The organism is Pedosphaera parvula Ellin514, assembly GCF_000172555.1.
Taxonomy (GTDB): domain Bacteria; phylum Verrucomicrobiota; class Verrucomicrobiia; order Limisphaerales; family Pedosphaeraceae; genus Pedosphaera.
Genome location: NZ_ABOX02000035.1, coordinates 48,842 through 70,000, shown reverse-complemented (window position 1 = coordinate 70,000; position 21,159 = coordinate 48,842). Strand labels below are relative to the sequence as shown.

24 protein-coding genes and 2 rRNA genes (1 of these 26 running past the window's edge) are annotated in these 21,159 nt (G+C 51.2%); 7 read left to right on the top strand and 19 right to left on the bottom strand.

Annotated features, from left to right (window positions below; translation table 11 throughout):
- Positions 1-2,047: ribosomal RNA gene (locus CFLAV_RS22180) — 23S ribosomal RNA — on the top strand (it extends 819 nt beyond the left edge of the window).
- Between the two features lie 180 nt (positions 2,048-2,227).
- Positions 2,228-2,343, top strand: a 5S ribosomal RNA gene (gene rrf, locus CFLAV_RS22175).
- A gap of 234 nt (positions 2,344-2,577) precedes the next feature.
- Here the strand turns inward: rrf and CFLAV_RS22170 are convergent.
- From CFLAV_RS22170 to kdsA, 14 genes are all read right to left on the bottom strand, one after another.
- The gene (locus tag CFLAV_RS22170; protein ID WP_007417085.1) at positions 2,578-3,996 is read right to left on the bottom strand and encodes a DNA recombination protein RmuC; all 1,419 of its coding nucleotides are present in this window, start codon (positions 3,994-3,996) and stop codon (positions 2,578-2,580) included.
- Positions 3,997-4,039: 43 nt separating this feature from the next.
- Positions 4,040-4,423, bottom strand: a complete 384-nt coding sequence (locus CFLAV_RS22165) for a RidA family protein (RefSeq protein WP_007417084.1) — start codon at positions 4,421-4,423, stop codon at positions 4,040-4,042.
- 77 nt (positions 4,424-4,500) lie between these two features.
- Complete coding sequence (locus tag CFLAV_RS22160; RefSeq protein ID WP_007417083.1) at positions 4,501-4,881, bottom strand: hypothetical protein; 381 nt, start codon at positions 4,879-4,881, stop codon at positions 4,501-4,503.
- Positions 4,878-5,429, bottom strand: a complete 552-nt coding sequence (locus CFLAV_RS22155) for a DUF6036 family nucleotidyltransferase (RefSeq protein ID WP_007417082.1) — start codon at positions 5,427-5,429, stop codon at positions 4,878-4,880. The genes CFLAV_RS22160 and CFLAV_RS22155 overlap by 4 nt, the downstream gene beginning before the upstream one ends.
- Positions 5,430-5,469: 40 nt before the next feature.
- Complete coding sequence (gene gatB, locus CFLAV_RS22150; RefSeq protein ID WP_007417081.1) at positions 5,470-6,894, bottom strand: Asp-tRNA(Asn)/Glu-tRNA(Gln) amidotransferase subunit GatB; 1,425 nt, start codon at positions 6,892-6,894, stop codon at positions 5,470-5,472.
- A 6-nt stretch (positions 6,895-6,900) separates the two neighbouring features.
- On the bottom strand, positions 6,901-8,367 hold the full coding sequence (gene gatA / locus CFLAV_RS22145) for an Asp-tRNA(Asn)/Glu-tRNA(Gln) amidotransferase subunit GatA (RefSeq protein ID WP_007417080.1): 1,467 nt from the start codon (positions 8,365-8,367) through the stop codon (positions 6,901-6,903).
- Positions 8,368-8,373: 6 nt separating this feature from the next.
- Positions 8,374-8,727, bottom strand: coding sequence for a VOC family protein (locus CFLAV_RS22140; protein ID WP_007417079.1), 354 nt, complete (start codon positions 8,725-8,727; stop codon positions 8,374-8,376).
- Between the two features lie 20 nt (positions 8,728-8,747).
- Positions 8,748-9,035, bottom strand: a complete 288-nt coding sequence (gene gatC, locus CFLAV_RS22135) for an Asp-tRNA(Asn)/Glu-tRNA(Gln) amidotransferase subunit GatC (RefSeq protein ID WP_007417078.1) — start codon at positions 9,033-9,035, stop codon at positions 8,748-8,750.
- A 126-nt stretch (positions 9,036-9,161) separates the two neighbouring features.
- Positions 9,162-9,461: an HPr family phosphocarrier protein gene (locus CFLAV_RS22130; protein ID WP_007417077.1), complete on the bottom strand. Its 300-nt coding sequence runs from the start codon at positions 9,459-9,461 to the stop codon at positions 9,162-9,164.
- 50 nt (positions 9,462-9,511) lie between these two features.
- Positions 9,512-10,459, bottom strand: a complete 948-nt coding sequence (gene hprK / locus CFLAV_RS22125; protein ID WP_007417076.1) for an HPr(Ser) kinase/phosphatase — start codon at positions 10,457-10,459, stop codon at positions 9,512-9,514.
- Positions 10,460-10,593: 134 nt separating this feature from the next.
- Positions 10,594-11,361: an LPS export ABC transporter ATP-binding protein gene (gene lptB, locus CFLAV_RS22120; RefSeq protein WP_007417075.1), complete on the bottom strand. Its 768-nt coding sequence runs from the start codon at positions 11,359-11,361 to the stop codon at positions 10,594-10,596.
- Between the two features lie 29 nt (positions 11,362-11,390).
- Positions 11,391-13,484 (bottom strand): LptA/OstA family protein, encoded by a 2,094-nt coding sequence (locus CFLAV_RS22115; RefSeq protein ID WP_007417074.1) that lies wholly within the window; start codon positions 13,482-13,484, stop codon positions 11,391-11,393.
- A 4-nt stretch (positions 13,485-13,488) separates the two neighbouring features.
- The gene (locus tag CFLAV_RS22110) at positions 13,489-14,025 is read right to left on the bottom strand and encodes a KdsC family phosphatase (RefSeq protein ID WP_007417073.1); all 537 of its coding nucleotides are present in this window, start codon (positions 14,023-14,025) and stop codon (positions 13,489-13,491) included.
- Positions 14,022-14,816: a 3-deoxy-8-phosphooctulonate synthase gene (gene kdsA / locus CFLAV_RS22105; protein ID WP_202796941.1), complete on the bottom strand. Its 795-nt coding sequence runs from the start codon at positions 14,814-14,816 to the stop codon at positions 14,022-14,024. The genes CFLAV_RS22110 and kdsA overlap by 4 nt, the downstream gene beginning before the upstream one ends.
- Before the next feature lie 242 nt (positions 14,817-15,058).
- Between kdsA and CFLAV_RS22100 the strand changes: the two genes are divergently transcribed.
- On the top strand, positions 15,059-15,520 hold the full coding sequence (locus tag CFLAV_RS22100; RefSeq protein WP_007417071.1) for a response regulator: 462 nt from the start codon (positions 15,059-15,061) through the stop codon (positions 15,518-15,520).
- A 33-nt stretch (positions 15,521-15,553) separates the two neighbouring features.
- Here CFLAV_RS22100 and CFLAV_RS22095 read toward each other — a convergent pair whose 3' ends face one another.
- Positions 15,554-16,516 (bottom strand): site-2 protease family protein, encoded by a 963-nt coding sequence (locus CFLAV_RS22095; protein WP_007417070.1) that lies wholly within the window; start codon positions 16,514-16,516, stop codon positions 15,554-15,556.
- Between the two features lie 138 nt (positions 16,517-16,654).
- On the opposite strand from CFLAV_RS22095, the gene CFLAV_RS22090 reads away from it, so the two are divergent.
- Entirely contained in the window at positions 16,655-17,029 is a 375-nt protein-coding gene (locus CFLAV_RS22090; protein WP_040549775.1) for a hypothetical protein, read from the top strand.
- Between the two features lie 170 nt (positions 17,030-17,199).
- Positions 17,200-17,385: a hypothetical protein gene (locus CFLAV_RS22085; RefSeq protein ID WP_007417068.1), complete on the top strand. Its 186-nt coding sequence runs from the start codon at positions 17,200-17,202 to the stop codon at positions 17,383-17,385.
- A 90-nt stretch (positions 17,386-17,475) separates the two neighbouring features.
- Here the strand turns inward: CFLAV_RS22085 and CFLAV_RS22080 are convergent, their stop codons facing one another.
- The 4 genes from CFLAV_RS22080 to CFLAV_RS37910 form a co-directional block, all read right to left on the bottom strand.
- Complete coding sequence (locus CFLAV_RS22080) at positions 17,476-17,898, bottom strand: toxin-antitoxin system YwqK family antitoxin (protein WP_007417067.1); 423 nt, start codon at positions 17,896-17,898, stop codon at positions 17,476-17,478.
- Positions 17,899-18,227: 329 nt separating this feature from the next.
- Complete coding sequence (locus CFLAV_RS22075; RefSeq protein ID WP_007417066.1) at positions 18,228-18,821, bottom strand: hypothetical protein; 594 nt, start codon at positions 18,819-18,821, stop codon at positions 18,228-18,230.
- A gap of 281 nt (positions 18,822-19,102) precedes the next feature.
- Positions 19,103-19,561 (bottom strand): hypothetical protein, encoded by a 459-nt coding sequence (locus CFLAV_RS22070; RefSeq protein WP_007417065.1) that lies wholly within the window; start codon positions 19,559-19,561, stop codon positions 19,103-19,105.
- A 340-nt stretch (positions 19,562-19,901) separates the two neighbouring features.
- A complete protein-coding gene (locus CFLAV_RS37910; RefSeq protein WP_425500542.1) occupies positions 19,902-20,138 on the bottom strand; it encodes a YceK/YidQ family lipoprotein in 237 nt (78 codons plus the stop codon).
- A 288-nt stretch (positions 20,139-20,426) separates the two neighbouring features.
- On the opposite strand from CFLAV_RS37910, the gene CFLAV_RS22060 reads away from it, so the two are divergent.
- Entirely contained in the window at positions 20,427-20,798 is a 372-nt protein-coding gene (locus CFLAV_RS22060) for a hypothetical protein (RefSeq protein ID WP_007417063.1), read from the top strand.
- Positions 20,791-21,156 (top strand): hypothetical protein, encoded by a 366-nt coding sequence (locus CFLAV_RS22055; protein ID WP_150107539.1) that lies wholly within the window; start codon positions 20,791-20,793, stop codon positions 21,154-21,156. Before CFLAV_RS22060 ends, CFLAV_RS22055 begins: the two co-directional genes overlap by 8 nt.
- Positions 21,157-21,159 lie beyond the last annotated feature (3 nt).

The window sequence follows — 21,159 nt, the reverse complement described above, 5'->3', positions numbered from 1 at the left end:
CGAAAGACTAATCAAACCCCGTGATAGCTGGTTCTCTCCGAAATAGCTTGAGGGCTAGCGTTGGATAAGTACTCCATGGAGGTAGAGCACTGGATGGCTTAGGAACCCCACCAGGTTACCAAAACCAATCAAACTCCGAATACCATGGATCCCAGTATTCCAGCAGTCAGGCCGCGAGGGATAAGCTTCGTGGCCGAGAGGGCAACAGCCCAGATCGCCAGCTAAGGTGCCTAAATATAGTTAAGTGGAAAGGATGTGACGTTGCATAGACAGTGAGGATGTTGGCTTAGAGGCAGCCATCATTTAAACAGTGCGTAATAGCTGACTCATCGAGCGATGTCGCGCCGAAAATGATTGGCGATTAAACTATATACCGAAGCTGCGGATTCCAGAGAGTTTCGACTTTCTGGAGTGGTAGGAGAGCGTAATGCATGCCGTGAAGCCTTACTGTAAAGGACGGTGGAGCGTGCGTTAGTGAGAATGCAGACATGAGTAGCGATAAACCAGATGAGAATTCTGGTCGCCGTAAACCCAAGGTTTCCTGGGCCAGGTTCGTCCTCCCAGGGTTAGTCGGGAGCTAACACGAGGCCGTAAGGCGTAGTGGATGCACAGCAGGTTAAATATTCCTGCACCGGCTGGGATTAAGATTGGAGTTGACGCATCGAGAAAAGTGACTAAGTCATCGAAAGACTGAGCCTAGGCTTCGGCCGAAGCGCATCACCGGACAAGGTGCCGAGAAAAGACTCCCTTCGTTTCCCCAGTCGCCCGTACCGTAAACCGACACAGGTGGGTGAGTCGAATAGACTAAGGCGCGCGAGAGAAACCTCTCTAAGGAACTCGGCAAAATAGCCCCGTAACTTCGGGAGAAGGGGTGACCACTTCGGTGGTTCTCAGTAAATTGGGTTTAGCGACTGTTTAACAAAAACACAGCACTCTGCCAAGTCGTGAAGACGACGTATAGGGTGTGACACGTGACCAATGCGGAAAGATCAAGGTGACTTGTTAGCTCGCAAGAGCGAAGCTCGGAGCCAAAGTCCCCGTGAATGTCGGCCGTAACTATAACGGTCCTAAGGTAGCGAAATTCCTTGTCGGGTAAGTTCCGACCTGCACGAATCGTGTAACGACTGAACCGCTGTCTCGGAGAGGATCTCGGCGAAATTGTAACGGCGGTGAAGATGCCGCCTGCCCGCAGTAGGACGGAAAGACCCTATGCACCTTTACTGTAAGCTGATATTGTGTTCTGATTAATGATGCTTAGCGTAGGTGGGAGACTTTGAAGGCGTGGCTTCGGTTGCGCCAGAGTCGCAATGTGAAACACCACTCTTCGTTAATTAGGATTCTAACCCCAACCTGTTAGCCAGGTGGGGGACAGTGTCTGCGGGTCAGTTTGACTGGGGCGGTTTCCTCCCAAAGAGTAACGGAGGAGCGCTAAGGTACTCTCAGCATGGTTGGCAACTATGCGTCGAGCGTATGGGTAGAAGAGTGCTTAACTGCGAGACCTACAAGTCGAGCAGATACGAAAGTAGGCCCAAATGATCCGATGGTTTAATGTGGAATTGCCATCGCTCAACGGACAAAAGGTACGCTAGGGATAACAGGCTGATCGGATCCAAGAGTTCATATCGACGATCCGGTTTGGCACCTCGATGTCGGCTCATCGCATCCTGGGGCTGGAGAAGGTCCCAAGGGTCCGGCTGTTCGCCGGTTAAAGCGGTACGCGAGCTGGGTTCAGAACGTCGTGAGACAGTTCGGTCCTTATCCACTGTGGGCGCAGGAAACTTGAGGGGTTCAAACCTTAGTACGAGAGGACCGGGTTTGACGCACTTCTGGTGTGGCAATTGTTTCGTCAGAAGCATCGTTGCGTAGCCATGTGCGGAAGAGATAAGCGCTGAAAGCATCTAAGTGCCAAGCTCATCCCAAGATATTGTTTCCCGGAGCTCTAAGCTCCCTAAAGACCCCATGTAGACCACGTGGTTGATAGGTTAGGCGTGCAAGCGCTGCAAGGCGTTTAGCGGACTAATACTAATCGGTCGTGCGGCTTGATTGCTTATTCTTTTACAAGAATCAAGCTTTTGACTCGCGAACTAATTGATAAAATCCATAATAAGATCCTGTGTGTAGTTTTCAGGGAACCTCTCCTTGGTAAACTGTTCTTTTTAAATATATTTTAGGCGGTGGTGCACGAAAGAAAGGGACCTCAACACTCCCGCACCTCCCCCAACGACTTTTTGGTGGTCATAAAGCTGTGGCCCGACCCGATCCCATCCCGAACTCGGCCGTCAAACACAGTCTTGCCGATGGTAGTGCCTGTATAGCTTGCGCGAGAGTAGGTTGCCGCCAGATTCTTTCAAACTAAACCCGGTTTTCATCCTTGCATGGAAAACCGGGTTTTTTGTTTTTGGATTTCTTGCTTGGGGTCTTTCAAATCTTACTACAGCTCAGCCTTCGCAAAGAGGTTAGCGCCATCACCAACATACGGTTTAAGTGAAGTTCGGCGATCAGGGATTGATTTTGTCTAGAGGGCTATCGCGAAGATTTTCTGAGGAGAAGTTAATGCGATTGACGAGGAATTGACGCCTACTGGTTTGGAGGCAATCTCAAACGGTTTTCCAGAAACTCAACTTCGACAAGCTCTTTGCCATTTGTTCCGCCACTTAGTTTTGAAAGTTTTTCTCCGCTTGGACGCACCATTCGGTCATAGCTACCTACTGCATCATTGAAAGCGCTGTTTGCACGTTCCAATCCTTTGCGGATATTGTCGAAATGTTCAGTAAATTTGGCAATGCGCGCATATAATTCCTGCGCCGCTTCAGCGATCGAGCGAGCATTTTCTGATTGGGCATGTTGTTGCCAACTGACGCTTACCGAACGGAGAAGAGCAATGAGTGATGCCGGTGTGGCGATCATGATGCGTTTGGTCGCGGCCCATACTATTAAATCATGATCTCCTTCGAGGGCAGCGCTAAAGAGTGATTCTGCCGGTAGAAAGAGGACCACATAATCCAGTGCATTTGGAAATTCGCGCGGGTAGTCACGATCGCCAAGAGCCTTGATGGTTTCCTTCAGCTTTTTAGCGTGTGCAGCCAGAGCCTCGGTTCGTTTGATGGTATCTGCATTATCAATGGCCGTCAGGAAATCGATTTCAGGTACCTTGGCGTCAACAATAATGATGCGGTCACCGGGCAAACGAACAATTAGATCTGGTTTGCTATCGCCAGACTGGATTTGCTCACTGAAGTCACAGTGTGCGCTCATGCCAGCGGCTTCGATGACTCGCCGTAATGTTTCTTCACCCCAGCGCCCACGTGCCTGGTTGGAACTGAGAACGCGGCGCAATTGCAGAGTTTCGCTTGATAGTGATTGGCTTTGCAGAGCCAAGGTTTCCAAGTGTTTTTTTACTTCACCAAGAGCGCTGGACTGACTGGTTTCACTTTGAGCCAGTCGCTGCTGGTATATCTTGAGTTGTTCTTCAAGTGGTTTAACCAGGGTTTTAATGGACTCTTGACGCTGCGAGAGGTCCCCTTTGGCGGTTTCCTGGAATTTGGCGAGTGTCTCGTTCGCCAGTCTAAGAAACTCAGGATGGGTTTGCTTGAGGGCATCGGCGCTGAGTGCTTTAAAGGTTTCACGCAGATCGCCGAGCGCTTTATCTTGTGTGGCTTTGGCTTCTTTCAGGGCGTGTTCGTGCACCTCCCGCTGTTCTGCGAGAAGTTTCTCAGCGGAATGTTTTTGTGCTTCGGCGGCAGCACAGGCGGCATTTAGTTTTGTGAGTTGTTCCCGTTGCCGGGCCAGTTCGGTCTCCCGTTGAGAGAGTTGTTGGCGCAGTTCGTTTTCCAACCTCGCATCCTGTGGAGCGGCAGCACTGCGCCGTGATCCAGCCAGCCAGCCGATCACACAGCCAAGGGCGACTCCAATTAGCAATCCAACGATTAATAAAGTTACGGGCGACATTTTGGTTTGTCTGCGTTCAAACAAAAAACAATCCACGGCCTGAACCATGGATTGTTATCCTGCCACGATTTTTATCGCGGGCAAAGTGGAATTAATAGTGGGCGATGACTTCGATTTCCACGCTGGCAGCGCGGGGCAGGGCGGCGACCTGGATGGTGGACCGCGCCGGGAAATCGCTGGTGAAATACTTGGAGTAAATTTCGTTCATTCCAGCGAAATCAGCCAGGTTGGTCAGGAATACGGTGCTTTTCACCACGTTCGCAAAGGTAAGCTTCTGGTCGTCCAAAATGGTCTTAACGTTTTCGAGGACGCGTTCAGTTTGAGCCTTGATGTCCCCGGCAACGAGATTGCCAGTGGCTGGATCGAGAGGGATCTGACCGGCGCAAAAAAGGAGGTCGCCGATGCGGACCGCGTGATTGTAAGGACCAACTGCAGGTGCAGACTTGGCGGGTTTAATGATTTGTTTTGAGGGCATAAATTTTGTTGTCTTCGATTTTGATTGTGGAGGTGGTATCAGGATAAGGAAAACGGGTCAAGGCACCATGCAAAGTCCTACGCGCGGGTTAGAGCATTGTTGCTAACAAAAAGATTGCGAGAACGGAAGGCGGCCGGGCTTTCCCAAAGCAGCAGAGCTCGAAGTGAGGCATATTCCAGAGCAAACCATGGGCGGCTTAATTTTCGGCTTTCTGCGTACGCCCAATCCGGCGTGTTGATGCCAGCTTGGTTCCCGAGCGATTCGGCGGTGGCTGCCAGATAAGCATCTTGAACCAAACCGATATCAGAAAAGGCTCCGCTCAACCGCTTGGGTTCAGTGGCAAGAGCCTCGAAACTAGGATGGGCATAAAACTCGTCCAGGAAGTTTTTTAAACTTAAGTCGAAAGAACCTCCATTGAGGGTTAACTCAGCCACTTCAGCTAAACTTTTTGGTCTCATATTCTCTCCTCCTCGAACAAGGATTCCACCAAATACTGAGCTTTAACAGGGATTTGGTTGGGTGGGTAGTAGCTTGAGATGATGTTCATCACAGCAGCCGCGCTGCTCAGATTCAAATGGCGGATAAGGAAGATTATGTCTCGAACATCCCCGCCATCCTTTTGAAGCGTATCGATGCGAGAGGCCATGCATTTCATGGCAAGCAAATACTCCGGTGTAGGCATTACCAGACGCAAGTTTGGGAATTGGGGCAGATTCCCCTGAATAGTTTTATGTTGGGCAGAAACGAAGTCTTTAACTCCATCGTTTAGCCAATCCAAGGGCAATTGATTAGCTTCTGCAACCCTGGCTGCAGCTTCTCGAAGAATCTGAGTGGGTTGAAAGATTGCGTCGACATCCTTGGTCGCCACCCGCGCAGAAAATGCCAATACCATCACAGTGCCACCGAATAAGCAAAGTTCTCCTTTTGTATTCAATCTCGCCAGTTCATCGGAGAGAGCTTGAAACGCCTTCAGGATAGCTTCTTTCGTGAGGTTTTCGGGATTCATAGCAGCGCTCAATATCGGACTTATCGAAGAAGCGGGAGAATCAGCCTCTCAGCTTCTTTTCCAAGATTTCGCCGACGAGAGCCGGGTTTGCCTTGCCTTTGCTCAGCTTCATGACCTGGCCTTTGAGAGAATTCAGAGCGGCAACTTTTCCACTCTTGTAATCCTCGACCGGTTTTGGATTGGCCGCAATGACTTCATCGCAGAATTTCTCAATGGCTCCGGTGTCACTGACCTGGGCCAGTCCTTTCTTTTCAACGATTTGGGCAGGAGCATCGCCGGATGCAAACATTTCGGCGAAGACATCCTGGGCGATCTTGCTGCTAATTTTGCCGCTATCCACCAACGCCACCAACTCAGGGATATCAGTCGGCTTGATCTTTACATCTGCGAGCGAGGTTTGGGTTTCAGTGATTTTTGCGCGCAGATTGTTGATCACCCAGTTTGCAACAGCCTTGCGGTTGCCAGCACCGGCAACAGCTTTTTCGAAATAGTCACCCAATGGAACATCGTTCACAAATGTTTCCGCATCGGGCGCGGGTAGTTCGTAATCGGCCATAAAGCGGGTTTTCCGGGCGAGGGGAAGTTCGACGACTCGCTTATTGACTTCTTCCAGCCAAGGCTCAGCCGGTTCGAATGGCATCAGATCGGGTTCAGGGAAATAGCGGTAATCATGAGCCTGTTCTTTCGAGCGCATGGTTTCAGTGATGCCGGCGACATCATCCCAACGACGAGTTTCCTGTGTGAGCTTGCCTCCTTTTGTAAGGACTTCAATTTGGCGGGGAATCTCATACTCCAGAGCTTTCCGGGCGCCGCTGAAGCTGTTCATGTTTTTAATTTCGATCTTGGCGCCGAGTTCTTTCTGGCCCTTCGGACGAACGCTGACATTGACGTCGCAACGAACCATCCCTTTTTCCATATCGCAATCGCTGACACCCCCGTAAATCAAAATGTCCTTAAGAGCATTGAGATAATCATAAGCCATATCGGCGCTGGTCAGATCGGGCTCGGAAACAATTTCGAGGAGTGGAACGCCAGCACGATTAAAATCGACGCCGCTGTTGCGATCAAAATGGAAATTCTTGCCAACGTCTTCCTCAAGATGCGCGCGGGTAATGCGCACACGTGACATTCCGCCCTGGAACTCGAATTCGACATAGCCATTCGCAGTGGAAGGCTTGTCGTACTGAGTGATTTGATAATTTTTGGAGGCGTCGGGATAAAAGTAGTTCTTGCGATCGAACTTGGCGTACCGCGGGATGCTGCAATTGAGCAGATAACCCGTTAGAACCGTCAGACGCAACGCTTCATCATTTGCAACCGGCAGAACGCCAGGCATGCCTAGGCAGACAGGGCAAACGTTGGTGTTAGGTGACGCACCAAATTCGTTGGCGCAACCACACCACATTTTGGATTTCGTCTTAAGCTGGACGTGTGTTTCCAGACCGATGACAGCTTCGTATTCCATAACAAGTTACTTTAACGGCGCCTTCTCTTTGTGCCAGCTTGTGGATTGCTCATAGGCATGGGCGATTTTGAGAATGGTTTCTTCTCCGAACGGTTTGCCGAGCAATTGCAGGCCAATGGGCAGCTTTGGACTGGTGGTAAAGCCACAAGGAAGGCTCAAGCCGCAAATGCCTGCCAGGTTGCAGGAGATGGTGAAAATGTCCGAGAGATACATCTGCAGGGGATCGTCGGATTTTTCTCCGATTTTGAAGGCGGCGGTTGGCGTGGTGGGTGTGACAATGGCATCCACCTTTTCGAAAGCTTTGAGGAAGTCCTGGCGAATAAGAGTGCGGACCTTTTGGGCGCGCAGGTAATAGGCATCGTAATATCCGCTGCTGAGAACGTAGGTGCCGAGGATAATGCGGCGTTTCACTTCAGGGCCAAAACCAGCACCGCGGGTTTTGGAATAGAGCTCGATGGGATCTTTGCCGTCGATACGAGCACCGTAACGGATGCCATCAAAGCGGGCGAGGTTGGCGCTCGCTTCGGCAGTGGCGATGATGTAGTAAGTGGCCACCGCATAATCAGTGTGAGGCAAGCTGATTTCAACCACTTCAGCACCGAGCTTCTGGAGTTGCTGCACCGCCGCTTGAACGGCGGCATTCACCTGGGGATCAAGACCACCGATCATGTATTCCTTTGGCAGGCCGATCTTCAGGCCCTTGATGTTGCCATTGAGGGCCGTGTGATAGTGGGGGACCGGCTGCGGGACACTGGTGGAGTCGCGATGATCGATACCGCTCATGACTTCCAGCAAAGTGGCTGAGTCACGCACGTCCTTTGTGAACGGACCAATTTGGTCAAGTGAGGAGGCGAAAGCGACGAGACCGTAGCGTGAAATGCGTCCGTAGGTTGGTTTCAGACCAACACAACCGCAGAGTGCAGCGGGTTGGCGAATCGAACCGCCGGTATCAGTGCCCAACGAAGCGATGCATTCATCGGCTGCGACCGACGCCGCAGAACCACCGGAAGAACCGCCGGGAATGCGGGTGGTATCCCAAGGATTGCGAGTGACGCCGAAAGCTGAGTTTTCGGTGGAACTTCCCATGGCGAACTCATCCATGTTCAAGCGGCCGAAGACGACCGCCCCGGCGGCCTTAAGCTTTTCGATAGCCGTTGCGTCATAAACAGAGGTGAATTTGCCAAGAATTTTGGAAGCGCAATTCAGTGGATGATTTTTGACCGCCAGCACGTCCTTGATGGCGATGGGCACACCGAGCAGGGGACGTTGCACGTGGGTTTCGCCAGCAGCGAGAGCTTTGTCAGCGGCTTCGGCTTGGGCGAGGGCATCAGCAACATCATAGCTGAGGAAGGCGTGGATCTGACCATCGACTTTTTGAATCTGGTCGAGACAGGCCTGCACGGTTTCTTTGGCGCTCGCTTCTTTTTTTGCCAGCTTGTCTGTCAGTTCGGAAATTGTGAGTTGGTTTAACATGAGAAATCAGCTCTTACGTTTATGGATGGTAACGCTGTTACCATCAGGGTCAGCCACTACCGCCATGTGACACACAGGCGTCTCCATTGGATCCAAAATGAACGGAACCTGCTTTTGTTTCAGCTGTGCCACGGTCTTGTCCAGATCATCCACCTCAAACGCAATCGCTCCGCCCTTCGCGCCGGGTTGATGGCCGAACTCCATGTTGGTAATCGCAAAGGTGCCGCCCGCAATGTCGTATTCGATCCACTTATCTCCAAAATTGGTGTCCAGCTTCAGCCCCAGGGTATCCTCATAAAACTTGCGGGACCGAGCCATGTCGGTAATGGGATAAACAAAAAATGCGATGCTTTTGATCATACCCGGAAGAGCCCGAAAGGTTATTCAACGATTTTTGGAACCAAAAAGAGGCCGTTCGCCTTGGCTGGGGCATTGCGAAGCGCGTCCTCGTTGGAGAGGGAAGGCTTAGGTTCATCCGGGCGGGTCACATTGATGAGCGGGACGGCGTGAGCAGTGGGCTCAACATTTGTGACATCCAATTCCTTCAGCTTTTCGATATACCCCAGGATATTGCCCAACTGCGCCCCAAGCTTCTGCTCTTCCTCGGGGGAAAGAGCGATGCGGGCGAGCTTGGCTACATAATTAACGTCGAGTTCAGTACCAGCCATAACCAAAGACTAAAGTTGAAGATTGAAAGTTCAAGGAACAAAATGAATCAGCGGCAGGTCGCTTGTTGGAAACAAGACAGAAATCCGGAAACTGAGAGCCTAAGTATCCCGGTGCCGACAGGGTGCTTATTCCTCGTCAAACTTGCGGTGAAGCAAGGATTCCAATTCCGCGATCGCGTCCGAAGCGTCGCTCCCGTGAGCATGCACGGTTAATCTGCTGCCAGGTCCGGCCGCTAGCATCATCAGTCCCATGATGCTTTTGCCATTTACCTTTTCCCCGTCCTTTTCGACGAAGATGTCACAATCGAAACGATTGGCAATCTTGACGAACATGGCGGCCGGACGGGCATGAATGCCCAACTTATTGGAAACCATTAATTCTTTGGTCATGATTCCATTACCGTCTGCCATTTTTTTTGCACTCATGGGTCCTTACTGAATTATAACTTAAATCGTGAGCCGCAGCCATTGAACGTTCATAATTTACTCGCTCCTGCCATCTTGGCAATTAAACGATCATTTAATTCCTTGGCCGGGTTGTAGCCGGAAGCTTTGAGCTTGGTTTGAAAGGCAGCGACTTCGATCAAACGGGCGAGATCCCGGCCTGGCCGGACGGGAATGGTAATGTGGGGGATGTCCACATCGAGAATGCGGACAAATTCTTCATCCATGCCCACGCGGTCCACATCGGGAACTTCGTTCCAACCTTTCAAACTGACGATGAGGTCGACTTTCTTTTCCCGGCGGATGCTCTTAACTCCGAACATGGCAGCGACATTGATAATACCAATTCCGCGGACTTCCATGTGGTTGCGAGTCAGTTCGGCACTGGTGCCGATGATTTCACGACCGTCCACCAGTGTGACCTTGGTGATATCGTCAGCCACAAGGCTGTAGCCCCGTTCGATCAAAGCAAGAACGCTCTCGCTTTTGCCAATGCCGCTTTCGCCCTTAATGATGACACCGACACCCAAAATATCCACCATGCTGCCCATTTCCGTTCCATGAGGGGCAAACATCATCTCCAAAGCCAAAGTGGCGAGATTGATGAATTTCATGGTGATGAGCGGACATTGGAAAATGGGAACATCAGCTTCTTCGGCGGCTTTGAGGAACTGCCGGTCGGGATGCAGGTCGCGGCTAAACACCACGCAGGGGACTTTGAAATTAAAGAAGGTGGCGTATCGGAGTTCCCGTTCCTCCGGGGTGAGGGATTTGAGATAAAACGCCTCGGCATTGCCGATCACTTGAACGCGTTTATTGGCAAAATAACGGGTAAACCCGGTCAGAACCAATCCGGGACGGTTCACGGTAGGTTCACGAATAATGCGTTTCAAACCGCTGGCGCCAGCCACGAGTTTCAACTCCAGAGGGCCGGCTTGCTCGGTGTAAAACCGCTCGACTGTTACGAGGTCGCGTTGCATTCTTCAGGGACTGGGATGCACTTGGGTCATGACTTACTCGGTTCCCAAAGTTAATCCCGTACCAAGTCTAATAATAACCGTAACTCGGGCTTGATGACCAGCGGCAATTTTGACCGGCTAAACCGCATAATCCGTCATAGATTGAATTCGGGTCCCAGGTAAATTTCCCGGGCTTTGGGGTCATTGGCCAATTTATCCGCTTCACCCTCGTAAATGACTTCGCCTTTGTAGATGAGATAGGCGCGATCCACTAATTTGAGCATCTCGCGAGCGTGATGATCCGTTATCAAAATTCCCAGACCCCGGTCGCGAAGCCGGCGGATAATCTTCTGAACTTCATATACGGCGATGGGATCAATGCCGCCAAAAGGTTCGTCCAAAAGGAGAAGCTTCGGGCTGGTGACGAGTGCGCGGGTGATTTCGAGCCGCCGCTTTTCGCCGCCGCTCAAGGTGTACGCCATGCTCTTGGCGAGGCGACCCATATCCAATTCATCCAGGAGCGATTTGAGGCGAACTTTGCGTTCAGCTGAGCTCATCTGGCAGGTTTCAAGGATGGCCATGACATTTTGTTCCACTGTCAGCTTGCGGAAAATGGAAGGTTCCTGGGTCAAGTAGCCGATGCCCAGGCGGGCACGCTGATGCATGGGGATGCGCGTGATCTCCTTATCAATATAGCTGACGGAACCTTCGTCGGGCTTTACTATCCCTACGACCATATTAAACGAGGTGGTCTTGCCGGCGCCGTTGGGGCCGAGAAGTCCAACAATTTCACCCGCGTTTACATTGATGGAAACACCATTCACGACCCGGCGTCCCCGATAGGCCTTGACCAGCTTGTCCGTCCGCAGCAACACGCTATTTTCAGTAGTGGCAGTTTCTTTTTGCGGATTGTCTTTATTCATCAAGGTTTCGATTTGGAATGCCAACGGGTCTATTTTGCGACAGTTTTGGTCGGCGAAGTTTGGCCGCCGGGGGCATTCGATTTGACCACAAATTTCAAACTGTAATTGGGCGCCAATACCTTGTTATGCCGCCGATCCAGAATCAGCGGTTCGCTGTTCAAGGTGCCACTGGGTGAAACAACCAAGGGACTTCCCGTCAGTGTCATCAGGTCATTGGTTCCGGTGTAGGTTCCCCTGGTTCCGTAAGCGACAATCACATCCTGATGCAGATCCTTGTGCTTTGTGTCCCGAGTGATGACCACCTTGCGCTCGGCAACGGCGGTTTCCACCTGGTTAGTATAAGGGAAAAAGTCTGCCGTTAAAACCTCGGAAGTCAGAGTGGTGCGGACCGGGAGGCCATTGGAGCCGGTATCGATCTGGGTACTCATTACGTTTTGGTTGGCGAGAATTTGTTGGATCAGATTGGTGGCAGGTCTCATCTGAATCGTAAGTTCATCGCATTTGAGTTCTTTTTCCATGCTCCGGCCCTGGGGATTTTTGAAAGGGAGTTGATGGGCATAGACGTTCTTTTCGGCCATGATGCTGGTTAAATCATAAACTGTTTTCGAGGAAGTGGTGCCCTTTACCTGATTGGTGGCATAGGCAACCTTTAAAGTTTCGCATTCCAGTGTGCCGAGAACCGCCTCACCCTGAACCAGGGCGGCCTGGACGTGATCATGGAAGGTGAGGAGTTCATCCTTCGCCTCGTACGATTTTGAAAGAATTTCGATAAACTGGTTGGTCACCAGAGTGGAGTTTGTGGACGTTTGAAAAGGGGTGGAACGTCCCAGTGCCGAAGCAGGGATCTTCATATAGGCATTGGTTCGTGCTGCGAAAGTGTTTTCCTTCTGGTTAAAGGTCAGGAGGCTGCCTTTAAACAGGTGTTGGCCTGCCTGCCAAAGAGCGTTTTCTGTGAGTTCCAAAAGGCCAGTGTTGCTATCGTAAAAAGCGTGACCACCAGTCGCCTGGCTTTTTCTTTCGCGATCCACAATGAAGACGTTTTTATCAGCAGTGATCGTCTGGACCGGGCCTTTGAGCGGTTGCAGAAAAGTCATGGAATCGGCATACATTTCAACGAAATGATTGGTAGCTGCGGGAGCGTTCGTCTCGGAGGTGGATTGACTTAAAAACAAACCGCTTTTGCCGATGGCACTTGAAGGCATTTTCAAGGAGGCGTCACCGATGGCATGCAACAGGTTGCCCATATTGTTAGGCAGTCGCTCGAAGACAAAAAGGTTGGCTATGCCTTCACGGGGCCCTTCCTGCCAATGCGGATTGCCGGTCAGTTCCACGACCTGCCGGCCTTCGCGCGTCGTATAGACGGCTTGATCTCCAGTAGTTCTGCCACCCTGGGATTTATTGATGATCACCACGTTTCGATCGGCGACGATTTTATCGACGCCACCGTTGGTTCCGGATTTCAACTGAACCGTCATCACGTCGCAGAGAAGGTCGAGTTGAACATCCTCCACCCGAACATTTCCGGTATAGGTGATTAGATTGATCAGGCGGTCGAAGACCATGTGGTCGGAATACACATGCAGGAAGTCGTTAGTGGTCGCTGCGGCGGTGTTAGTGCGAGCTGTGGTGGAGACAGCGTTCGTCTCCTTCATCAGATCCTTGTTGAGGATGGTGTGCACCTTGTTGGAAATGGTGAGACCCAGCGTGGCGCCTTTATTGGTGGCTGTATTCCAAATAAAGCCGATGCCGTCGATGTGCATTTTGCCATCTGCCGTGCGGATTTGAATAGGACCGGGAGAGTAGGCGCTTTTGGTTATTGTATTGAAAGTGCAATCGGGAGCTTCAATAATCGTTTCAGGTTCGCCGTTGGTGCGGAACGACTCGATTTTCATTCCCGTGCCCAAGAGCAATCCACCGGACTGAGGCACGGCCTCCTTAAACGTGGTTAAACTCCTCATCTGTCCCTTATTTGGAGCATCGTAATGCTCCGGATACTTGAGATCACGGGCAACCAACCTTTGGGCAGAAGGTTGGCCGTGGGCGAGCATGATCATGGAAAGAGCGAGGCCGATAAGAGCCATCGGTATCAGGAGAACCCACTTTTTCAAAAAATTCAAAATCATGCAATCAAGCTGAATAATCGGCAATCAAACGATCCCAATGGCCCTGCGCCTTCAGGATAAGTTCAATGACTTCCCGAACGGCGCCGTTTCCTCCCGTGGCTTTGGTAATGTAATGAGCGGCTGCTTTAGCCTCGGCCACGCCTTCGGGAACGCAAGCGGCGAAACCAGCGCGCTTCAACACTCCCAAGTCAACGATATCATCACCCATATACGAGACTTCCTCCCAAGTCAGGCCGGTGGCGGCGAGGATGATCTCGACTTCAGCCACTTTACCACCCTTATTCTGAACCAGAAAATCGATTTTGAGCTCTTCAGCACGCAAGGTGGTGGCAGTCGAAGGGCGGTTTGAGATCCAGCCGACTTTGAAACCCAGCTTGCGAAGAGTGACGATGCCCAAGCCATCGCGGATATCGAACCTTTTCGTCTCCTGGGATTGGCCGATGTAAACAGAGCCATCGGTCAGGATGCCATCGACATCGCAAACGAAGAGTTTGACCTTCTTGAGCTTGTGGACAAGAGCTTCGGTGACAGGAGTACTCATTTCGCTTCGCGGGCCAGGGTGTGAACTTTGACAAGATTGGCCAGGAGCCTCGGCATTTCGGCAAGCGGAATCATGTTCGGACCATCGCTGAGAGCGTGCTCTGGATCAGGATGCGTTTCGATGAAGACGCCATTGGCACCGGCGATAAGAGCGCAGCGGGCGAGCACAGGAGCAAATTCACGTTGGCCGCTGGATTTGTCACCGCCGCCGCCGGGGAGTTGGACGGAGTGGGTGGCGTCGAAAATGACAGGGTAGCCGAACCTGCTCATGATCGGGATGGAACGCATGTCGGCCACTAGGTTGTTATAACCAAACGTGGTGCCGCGTTCGGTGACGCAAATCTTTTTGGTTCCAGCAGCTTCCGCCTTTTTGACGACATTGCCCATTTCCTGAGGAGAAAGGAACTGACCTTTCTTGACGTTCACGATTTTGCCGGTTTTCGCGGCAGCAGCGATGAGGTCGGTCTGACGGCAAAGGAAGGCAGGAATCTGCAAGGCATCCACGACCTCAGCCGCGGCGGCGACTTGTTGTTCGGTGTGAACGTCGGTCAGAACCGGGACGCCAATATCAGTTCGTACGCGAGCGAGGATTTGGAGTCCATTTTCGAGGCCGAGACCACGAAAGGATTGATTGGAGGTGCGGTTGGCCTTGTCGTAACTGGCCTTGAAAATATAATTAATGCCGAGTTTATCGCAGGTCTTTTTAAGGGATGCGGCGATGCGCAGGCAGAGCTTTTCATTCTCAATCGCGCAAGGCCCGGCAATGAGGCTCAGGCGGCTTGGCGAGTTCAATGACTTCCAGATTGCTGAATCGTTTAGCACCCTCTGGTTTTAGCAGCGAAGCGGGCGATTGTCGAATCACGATTTATGCCTGTGCGCGTTTGGAGGTTATAAGAACGAAGTGATGGCCGAGGGGTTTTCAAGGGAATATCTGACGGTGGAGTAGGGTTAATACCAACTGGCAAAAAGGCGGTGACAGTGGATTTTTGGCACGGTTCGACTAGGTTTAGGTGGAATTATTGCAAGAAATTCATATGCATAATGGTGGTTCATTCACAGTCCTGTTGGTTGAGGATGATCTTAATGATATTTTCCTCGTTAAACGGGCATTCAAGAGAGCTCATATTCCAAATCCATTGCAAATCGTGACGGATGGAGAGGAGGCGATTCATTATTTGCGGGGAGATGGCAAGTATGCGGATCGCAATCACTTCCCGCTGCCTTGCCTTATTGTGATGGACATCAAGATGCCCCGTAAAACCGGTTTTGAGGTGCTGGAATGGATCAAACATGATGCCTTTATGAAACGACTTCCGGTGGTAATCGTTTCCTCTTCAGACCAGCCGGGTGATGTGGATAAGGCGTATGAGATGGGTGCGAATGCCTATATGATTAAGCCTGTGGATTTTAAGGCTGTGGAAGGGCTGTTTACTTCAATCACCCACTACTGGGGCCTGGAATGTGCCAAGCCACAGCTTGAGCCGGCTCCAGTTTAATCCCTTGCCGCAAATTTGACCGGGCGCTGGCTCTTATCCCGCCTTGGGAGGCATTGGCGGCGCGGCGAACCATTCATGAATGGGATAACGATGACCACAGTCGAGGCATGGAGCTTCGCCGTAATAAGCGGCACAACGGGGACAGGTGGCGTTGGTCTCGAAGGTATCGAAAGGAGATCGACAATTACCACAAACCCAAAATGCGCCCCAAGGAGGAGCTGTGTGGCAACTAGGGCAAGCAAAGCCTTTGCGACGGGGAAGTTTATCTATTTTTGAGAGAAGACGTGCTTCCATGAGGCCGCGCCAGCAAATTAAAAGGACAAAGACGCCGAGAACGAATGGCAAAGCAATGGAACCGTCCAGTTTTTCGCCACCGATCAGAGATACCACAACCATCAGCACAAGCAAACCGATCAAGCCAACCATCCCGATTAGACCGCAGATCGAGGCAATGAAAAGGCTGCGGGCGCGCCCGACAATAAACCAGAGCAGGGAGCGAAAGATCTGACCGCCATCCAAGGGATAAATGGGCAGCATGTTAAATATAAGCAGGCCGATATTCATTTGAGAAACCTTGGCAATAAGTGTAGCGACATCGGGAAAGGATCGATACCAGCCAAAAGACTGACTTAGGATGGAGAGGCCAAGGAGGATGGGGACCAGCATGACATTCACCATGGGACCGGCGGCAATGCTCCAGAGCATGGCACCGGGGCGTTGAGGTGGATCGACATAAGCGACACCCCCTAACGGCCAGAGAACAATTTGATCCGAATTGCCACCAACCGATCGGCACGCCAGCGAGTGGCCAAACTCGTGCATCAGAACGATAAGAAAAAGGGAGACATACTCCAAAAAGTTCCAGAAGAGCGAGGAGTAGTGAGTTCCGCTCCTCTTAAATAAAAATATTCCAGCGATAAACCAGGACCAGTGCAGAAACACCGTGATCCCGGCGAGCTTGAATAGTCGAATTGACCCGTTTTTCGTGGGCAACATATCTGCGCAAGCTACACGTGAAATGCGGGGCGCACAAGGTTGTGTCGAGTTGGTTAAAGCGCACGGCCAATGGATAAACAACCTGCTGTACTTGAAGGGGTTTGCACGTGGAAGCAGAAGGGGTGAGATGATAGCTTAATGACAGGAGTTTTTATGGGAATGATGAAGCAGTATTTTTTGCGCTTGTTGGAACAGGGGGATAACAACGAAGAGCAGCGGGCGATCGAGGCGGCGATTCGAAATAATCGGGTGCATCTGACCTACCAATTGAAGCGGGATCAGGAGGAGATTTTGCGGAAGAAGCCGGAAATCATGCATCGGTTGGGCAAGGTTGAGGATCGGGAAGTGAGGCCAAAGGTGGTCACGTCCGGAGCGAAGAAAAAAGGTGCCCGAGTCAGGGGAAGACTTCTGAAGAGTGAATCAGGGATGCAGAATACGACTGAGGCCAGAAGCAAGAAGCTCAGCCGTGAGAAAGCGGCGGATACAGGCAGGAGAGCGCGCGTTAAGAAATAAGCTGCTGCCTGCTAGCCGGCCCGTAACCGAGAGAGGGTGACGGCGGAAGCGGGTGATACCCGCAACGCAGTCAGGGATGCACACAACCCTTACGAGCTGATGGAAACATTGAAGGGAATGGTTGAGCGCATGAACGCCGTGCTTGACGAAGAAAGGATGAGGTAACTGGCATGACCTTCCGCGAATGGAAGACAGAGCTGGGACTTTCAGCCAAGGCTCAGTTCGGTCTGGAACTGAATGACGTTGGCGATGAAGATAGGTTCAAGTCGGCATGGGAAGACGGCGACACGCCGCTGGAATATCTGGACAGGGTAAAGGAAAAATACGAGCTGATCGAAGCAAAGGAGATGTTGTGAGCAGATTGATGAAGACAGCATTCACCTGTGACGGTGAGCTGTATGGCCGGACAGTCACCGACGACGCTCGGCTTGCATGAGGGGCCGACATCATTTCTTAGGTTTTTCTGTTGCATGCTGGACTTCTCGTTTAGTGACCTTGCCTGCCGGGTCAAAAAAGACTGTCTCGAGGAGTTCGCCGTCGCTGTAAAATTGCTCCCATTGTTTCAGTCCTGCATCGGTCCAATGGGTGGATTTGCCATGAATCTTCCCATTACGGTAGTTTGCCCGCGATGCCAGGTGCCCTGATCGGTTAAATACTATTCCTTCCCCATTCATTTTTCCCTGCTTGTAGTAATAAATCTCCCAAATCCGTCCATCCTCGAAATAATGCTCAAGCATTCCTTCGAGTGGTGCCTGCTCGTTCTTCGCATACCGAATGTCGTTTCGTTCCTCCGTATCGGCTTGAGAAATCGCCAGCGCAGACTGCGAAACAAGAGCTGTCACCAGGATACATATGGGTAATTTATTCATATGGATTGCTCCGGCCAACAATTAATAGCCCACCGGCGCTTCGTATATTGAAACATTTAATTTAACGGTTTGTGGAAGTAGTTTATACGTCTCTAATATAGGAACCAGCCGTATATGAAAGCAAAACTTCAGTCATACCCTGGGCCGAACTCAAGATAATTTTGGTCTGCCCAGCCTGGGCTGCACCATGTTTCAACACCACAACAAGGAAGGGAAATTCAAGATGATATAGTCAACTCACTCACCCGCAGTTCGGTGTGGGCATCAGACCGTTGCTCCTATTGTGATTGCGACCGGAGCGCGATGGCCGGGTTCGCCGCAGCGCATGGTCAGCCTGCATGTTTGTTGGTCTCTTCATCTGTTTTTGAACTCTCAACAAACCTAAAGAACCGATTCAAGTCCACGGTATCAATGTTAAAGTAGTAGCCCTCGTATCGCTCGTGAGCACGCTCCTCAGCAGAAACAATGCGCTCATGCAATGCCTCATAGCTGAGCGGGTCACAATAAACGCAAAGCGGCTCTGGATTGGAAGGCTCGCAAACACGAACACGCTCACCCTTCGGCAAAATAGACCTCCCGCCACCAGTGAATGGCGCACAATGCGCCGTCATGTAATGAACCTCGAAATCTCCAATCGCCTCATAAATCTCTCCGGCCTTGGGAAACCTAATGTCTGACGCCATCCGTCGCCTCTGATACGCCTTCGCCAACTCAACCTCCTCCCCGCTAATCTCTGTCCGCTTGCCTGCCTGCAACTCGGCCATCAAATCCTCAACCGTCTGTCTCCAGAACAGGCGGCGATACCACCGAATGCGAGTGCTGCCGGTAAGTTGGTCTACAAAGTGGTCTATCTGTGCCCACATAATACTCGCGCAAAGGAGGATGAAGAGTCCGCCAACAAAATAAATGATGTAACCGCTCACGGGTGGCAATGCAGGCTAATAATTAATATATACCCCATGGTTCGTCGATTGAAACTTTGGGTGCCTCATACGCGGCGGCGGGAGGTTGCCGCAAGGTGTGCTACGCTCCCCCTGTGGAGGAGTTTTCACACAGGCTCGTCGATTTCCATTCACGTTGTGCCAATGGCCAATCAACTTACTTGTCCCAGGGTTGGTAACCGCAAAGGCTAAAATCGATGTGAAAAGAATTAAAGTTGTTAACAGAGATGTTTTCATGGGAGCGATGGTGATGCAGCGCATGGTTAGCCTCGACTCTTGAGTTCATTGGCTACAGCCTCAATCGTCTCAATCACTTTGCCGCAAAAGCCAAACTTCACTGGCCCCCAAGCCGTGCGATTGTTGAAAACATCTCCTGTCTCTGGATCAATGAAGTTGACGTTCTGCACGATAATGGGCCGTAGGGCGGTCTTGTCTACCGTTATCATTTTCGATACCTCCTTCCAGCGAGCCACAGGACCGTAAATATGAAGGAACAAACCGAATTCTCTGATGACGGGGAATGCCTTGAATGTCTTTGCGAGCTGCGCTTTGATTGCCTTATTGTGCGTGTCGTTCAGGTCCACCTGCTCCAAAGGCAAACAGCAAAAGAGATAACGACCATCGCGGAGGATGATATGGGCCTCATCTGCCTCAATCAGCTTCGGATACATGTTGGGATAAAGCTTCGATTTGATGAGTTCAAGGTACGTTGGCGATGTCATAAATCTGTAATATTAGGGCCAAAGTGCAATCACACCTCGCACAAAGAAGAAACAAGCGATCGCCAAGAACACTGCTCGCCAAACCCAAATATCTTTATCTGAAATGCGCGAACGCAGGCGACTGCCTCTTCGTAGTTCGGGAAAAGCACTCACGGCAAAGAATGCTCCGGCTAGCATGTAAATGATGGCACGCAAGGGGTGCTTCAGGCTAACGACCGAGAACTGAGCCAAGCCGGAACTGGGGCGTGAGCCGCGACAGCGGAACTGAGAACGCCAACCCAAGTTGGCTTCAGCATCTTGTTAGGTGGATTCGTGTTACTTGTCATACGAATATCACTATCTAGTGATTCTCCAATGGATTCACCAATGTCATGTCTCCATGTATAAACTGCTTTGGCACAGTCATGGGCAAAAACACAGTATCCATTACGACCGATAGAGGGGTATCAAATGCCAAGAAAATCGGAACGATAATCAATTCAAAGCCGCGTCCAGCCGCGTCCATCCCAGTCCCTCCGTTCACCAAATCCTTTGCGTATATTAAATCGGCGGATGTTCCGCTATAGACCTGGTGCATAGTGACCGCGTGGGGACTCTCAGCCCGACGATCTTTCTCGGAGGTGAACTGAGTAGAAAATGTTCCACAGCCCGAAGAGAATAGCATCAATGGAATAAGAAGAAATATAGCCGTTTTTTTCATAGTACGTAATGTCGAACAATGGATATACGAACAGCCGATTGTATATCAACGCCAAAATCCTCAGGATTCGTCACCTACCTGTAGCCATAACCGTGAAACCGTAAATTTCACAACCACAAATTGACCGAGCCTCCGTGCCAAAAGCATGGCGGCTTTTTTATTACCATGAAACAAGCAAGAAGCACTATCGCATTAGATAACATCGAAGAAGTTATTGGCACTGAGAGTTCTGCTGAGTGGGCAACACTCGCCGGTCAGCAACAATACTTCACTCCAAATCACCTGCGCGACTACTGCGTCACGCACCTGCACAGCACATCACCCGCCACCATCATTGACCCACAATGCGGGTCGGGCACCGCCGAGGCATTCAAGGATAGGTTTGAGCAGTTCGAGGAGGCAAAGGCCACGCTGCCACCCAGTCCAAAGCCGGACTACAACAACCCTTCTAAGTTGTGGCAAATGCTGAGAGATAACCATGGCCAATTGTTCGTTGGCAGGGGGCATTGGCTGGGATACAACCTTGGGTATGGTTGATGCAATTATCATCGGAGTGTGTGCTGTGTGGAGTATGGCGTGTGCGGGAACTTGTATTTCCTATTTGGTGCGCAGGACGAGCGGGAAGAAGGGATGGTTGGGGAAACTGCAGGCAGAAGGACGGGTGGTGAGTTTGGATGTGCTTAAAGGGGAACTGGAAATGGATGCGTGCGTGGTGCGGCGTTTGACGAGCAGGGGACGGGAGACGTGGTTTGTGCCGCATGGAGATGAAGCTCCTCATCCGGTTTATTGGAACAATTACAAGGATGCGTTTTTAATTTTACCCGAGCCGGGTTTGGGTGAGTTGGAGAAGGTATGTACTGAGCGGAAGATCGAGATACGGAGAATGTATGGCTGACGC

Bases quoted from the DNA above. Each gene is read 5' to 3' on its own strand.
- CFLAV_RS37910 (WP_425500542.1), bottom strand. From the start codon at position 20,138: ATGCACCAGGTCTATAGCGGAACATCCGCCGATTTAATATACGCAAAG.
- CFLAV_RS22115 (WP_007417074.1), bottom strand. From the start codon at position 13,484: ATGATTTTGAATTTTTTGAAAAAGTGGGTTCTCCTGATACCGATGGCT.
- CFLAV_RS22165 (WP_007417084.1), bottom strand. From the start codon at position 4,423: ATGCCCTCAAAACAAATCATTAAACCCGCCAAGTCTGCACCTGCAGTT.
- gatC (WP_007417078.1), bottom strand. From the start codon at position 9,035: ATGGCTGGTACTGAACTCGACGTTAATTATGTAGCCAAGCTCGCCCGC.
- CFLAV_RS22060 (WP_007417063.1), top strand. From the start codon at position 20,427: ATGAAACAAGCAAGAAGCACTATCGCATTAGATAACATCGAAGAAGTT.
- CFLAV_RS22155 (WP_007417082.1), bottom strand. From the start codon at position 5,429: ATGAATCCCGAAAACCTCACGAAAGAAGCTATCCTGAAGGCGTTTCAA.
- CFLAV_RS22130 (WP_007417077.1), bottom strand. From the start codon at position 9,461: ATGAGTGCAAAAAAAATGGCAGACGGTAATGGAATCATGACCAAAGAA.
- lptB (WP_007417075.1), bottom strand. From the start codon at position 11,361: ATGAATAAAGACAATCCGCAAAAAGAAACTGCCACTACTGAAAATAGC.
- CFLAV_RS22070 (WP_007417065.1), bottom strand. From the start codon at position 19,561: ATGACATCGCCAACGTACCTTGAACTCATCAAATCGAAGCTTTATCCC.
- CFLAV_RS22055 (WP_150107539.1), top strand. From the start codon at position 20,791: ATGGTTGATGCAATTATCATCGGAGTGTGTGCTGTGTGGAGTATGGCG.
- CFLAV_RS22110 (WP_007417073.1), bottom strand. From the start codon at position 14,025: ATGAGTACTCCTGTCACCGAAGCTCTTGTCCACAAGCTCAAGAAGGTC.
- CFLAV_RS22170 (WP_007417085.1), bottom strand. From the start codon at position 3,996: ATGGTTCAGGCCGTGGATTGTTTTTTGTTTGAACGCAGACAAACCAAA.
- hprK (WP_007417076.1), bottom strand. From the start codon at position 10,459: ATGCAACGCGACCTCGTAACAGTCGAGCGGTTTTACACCGAGCAAGCC.
- CFLAV_RS22085 (WP_007417068.1), top strand. From the start codon at position 17,200: ATGACCTTCCGCGAATGGAAGACAGAGCTGGGACTTTCAGCCAAGGCT.
- CFLAV_RS22090 (WP_040549775.1), top strand. From the start codon at position 16,655: ATGACAGGAGTTTTTATGGGAATGATGAAGCAGTATTTTTTGCGCTTG.
- CFLAV_RS22095 (WP_007417070.1), bottom strand. From the start codon at position 16,516: ATGTTGCCCACGAAAAACGGGTCAATTCGACTATTCAAGCTCGCCGGG.
- gatA (WP_007417080.1), bottom strand. From the start codon at position 8,367: ATGTTAAACCAACTCACAATTTCCGAACTGACAGACAAGCTGGCAAAA.
- CFLAV_RS22080 (WP_007417067.1), bottom strand. From the start codon at position 17,898: ATGAATAAATTACCCATATGTATCCTGGTGACAGCTCTTGTTTCGCAG.
- CFLAV_RS22140 (WP_007417079.1), bottom strand. From the start codon at position 8,727: ATGATCAAAAGCATCGCATTTTTTGTTTATCCCATTACCGACATGGCT.
- CFLAV_RS22160 (WP_007417083.1), bottom strand. From the start codon at position 4,881: ATGAGACCAAAAAGTTTAGCTGAAGTGGCTGAGTTAACCCTCAATGGA.
- CFLAV_RS22100 (WP_007417071.1), top strand. From the start codon at position 15,059: ATGCATAATGGTGGTTCATTCACAGTCCTGTTGGTTGAGGATGATCTT.
- gatB (WP_007417081.1), bottom strand. From the start codon at position 6,894: ATGGAATACGAAGCTGTCATCGGTCTGGAAACACACGTCCAGCTTAAG.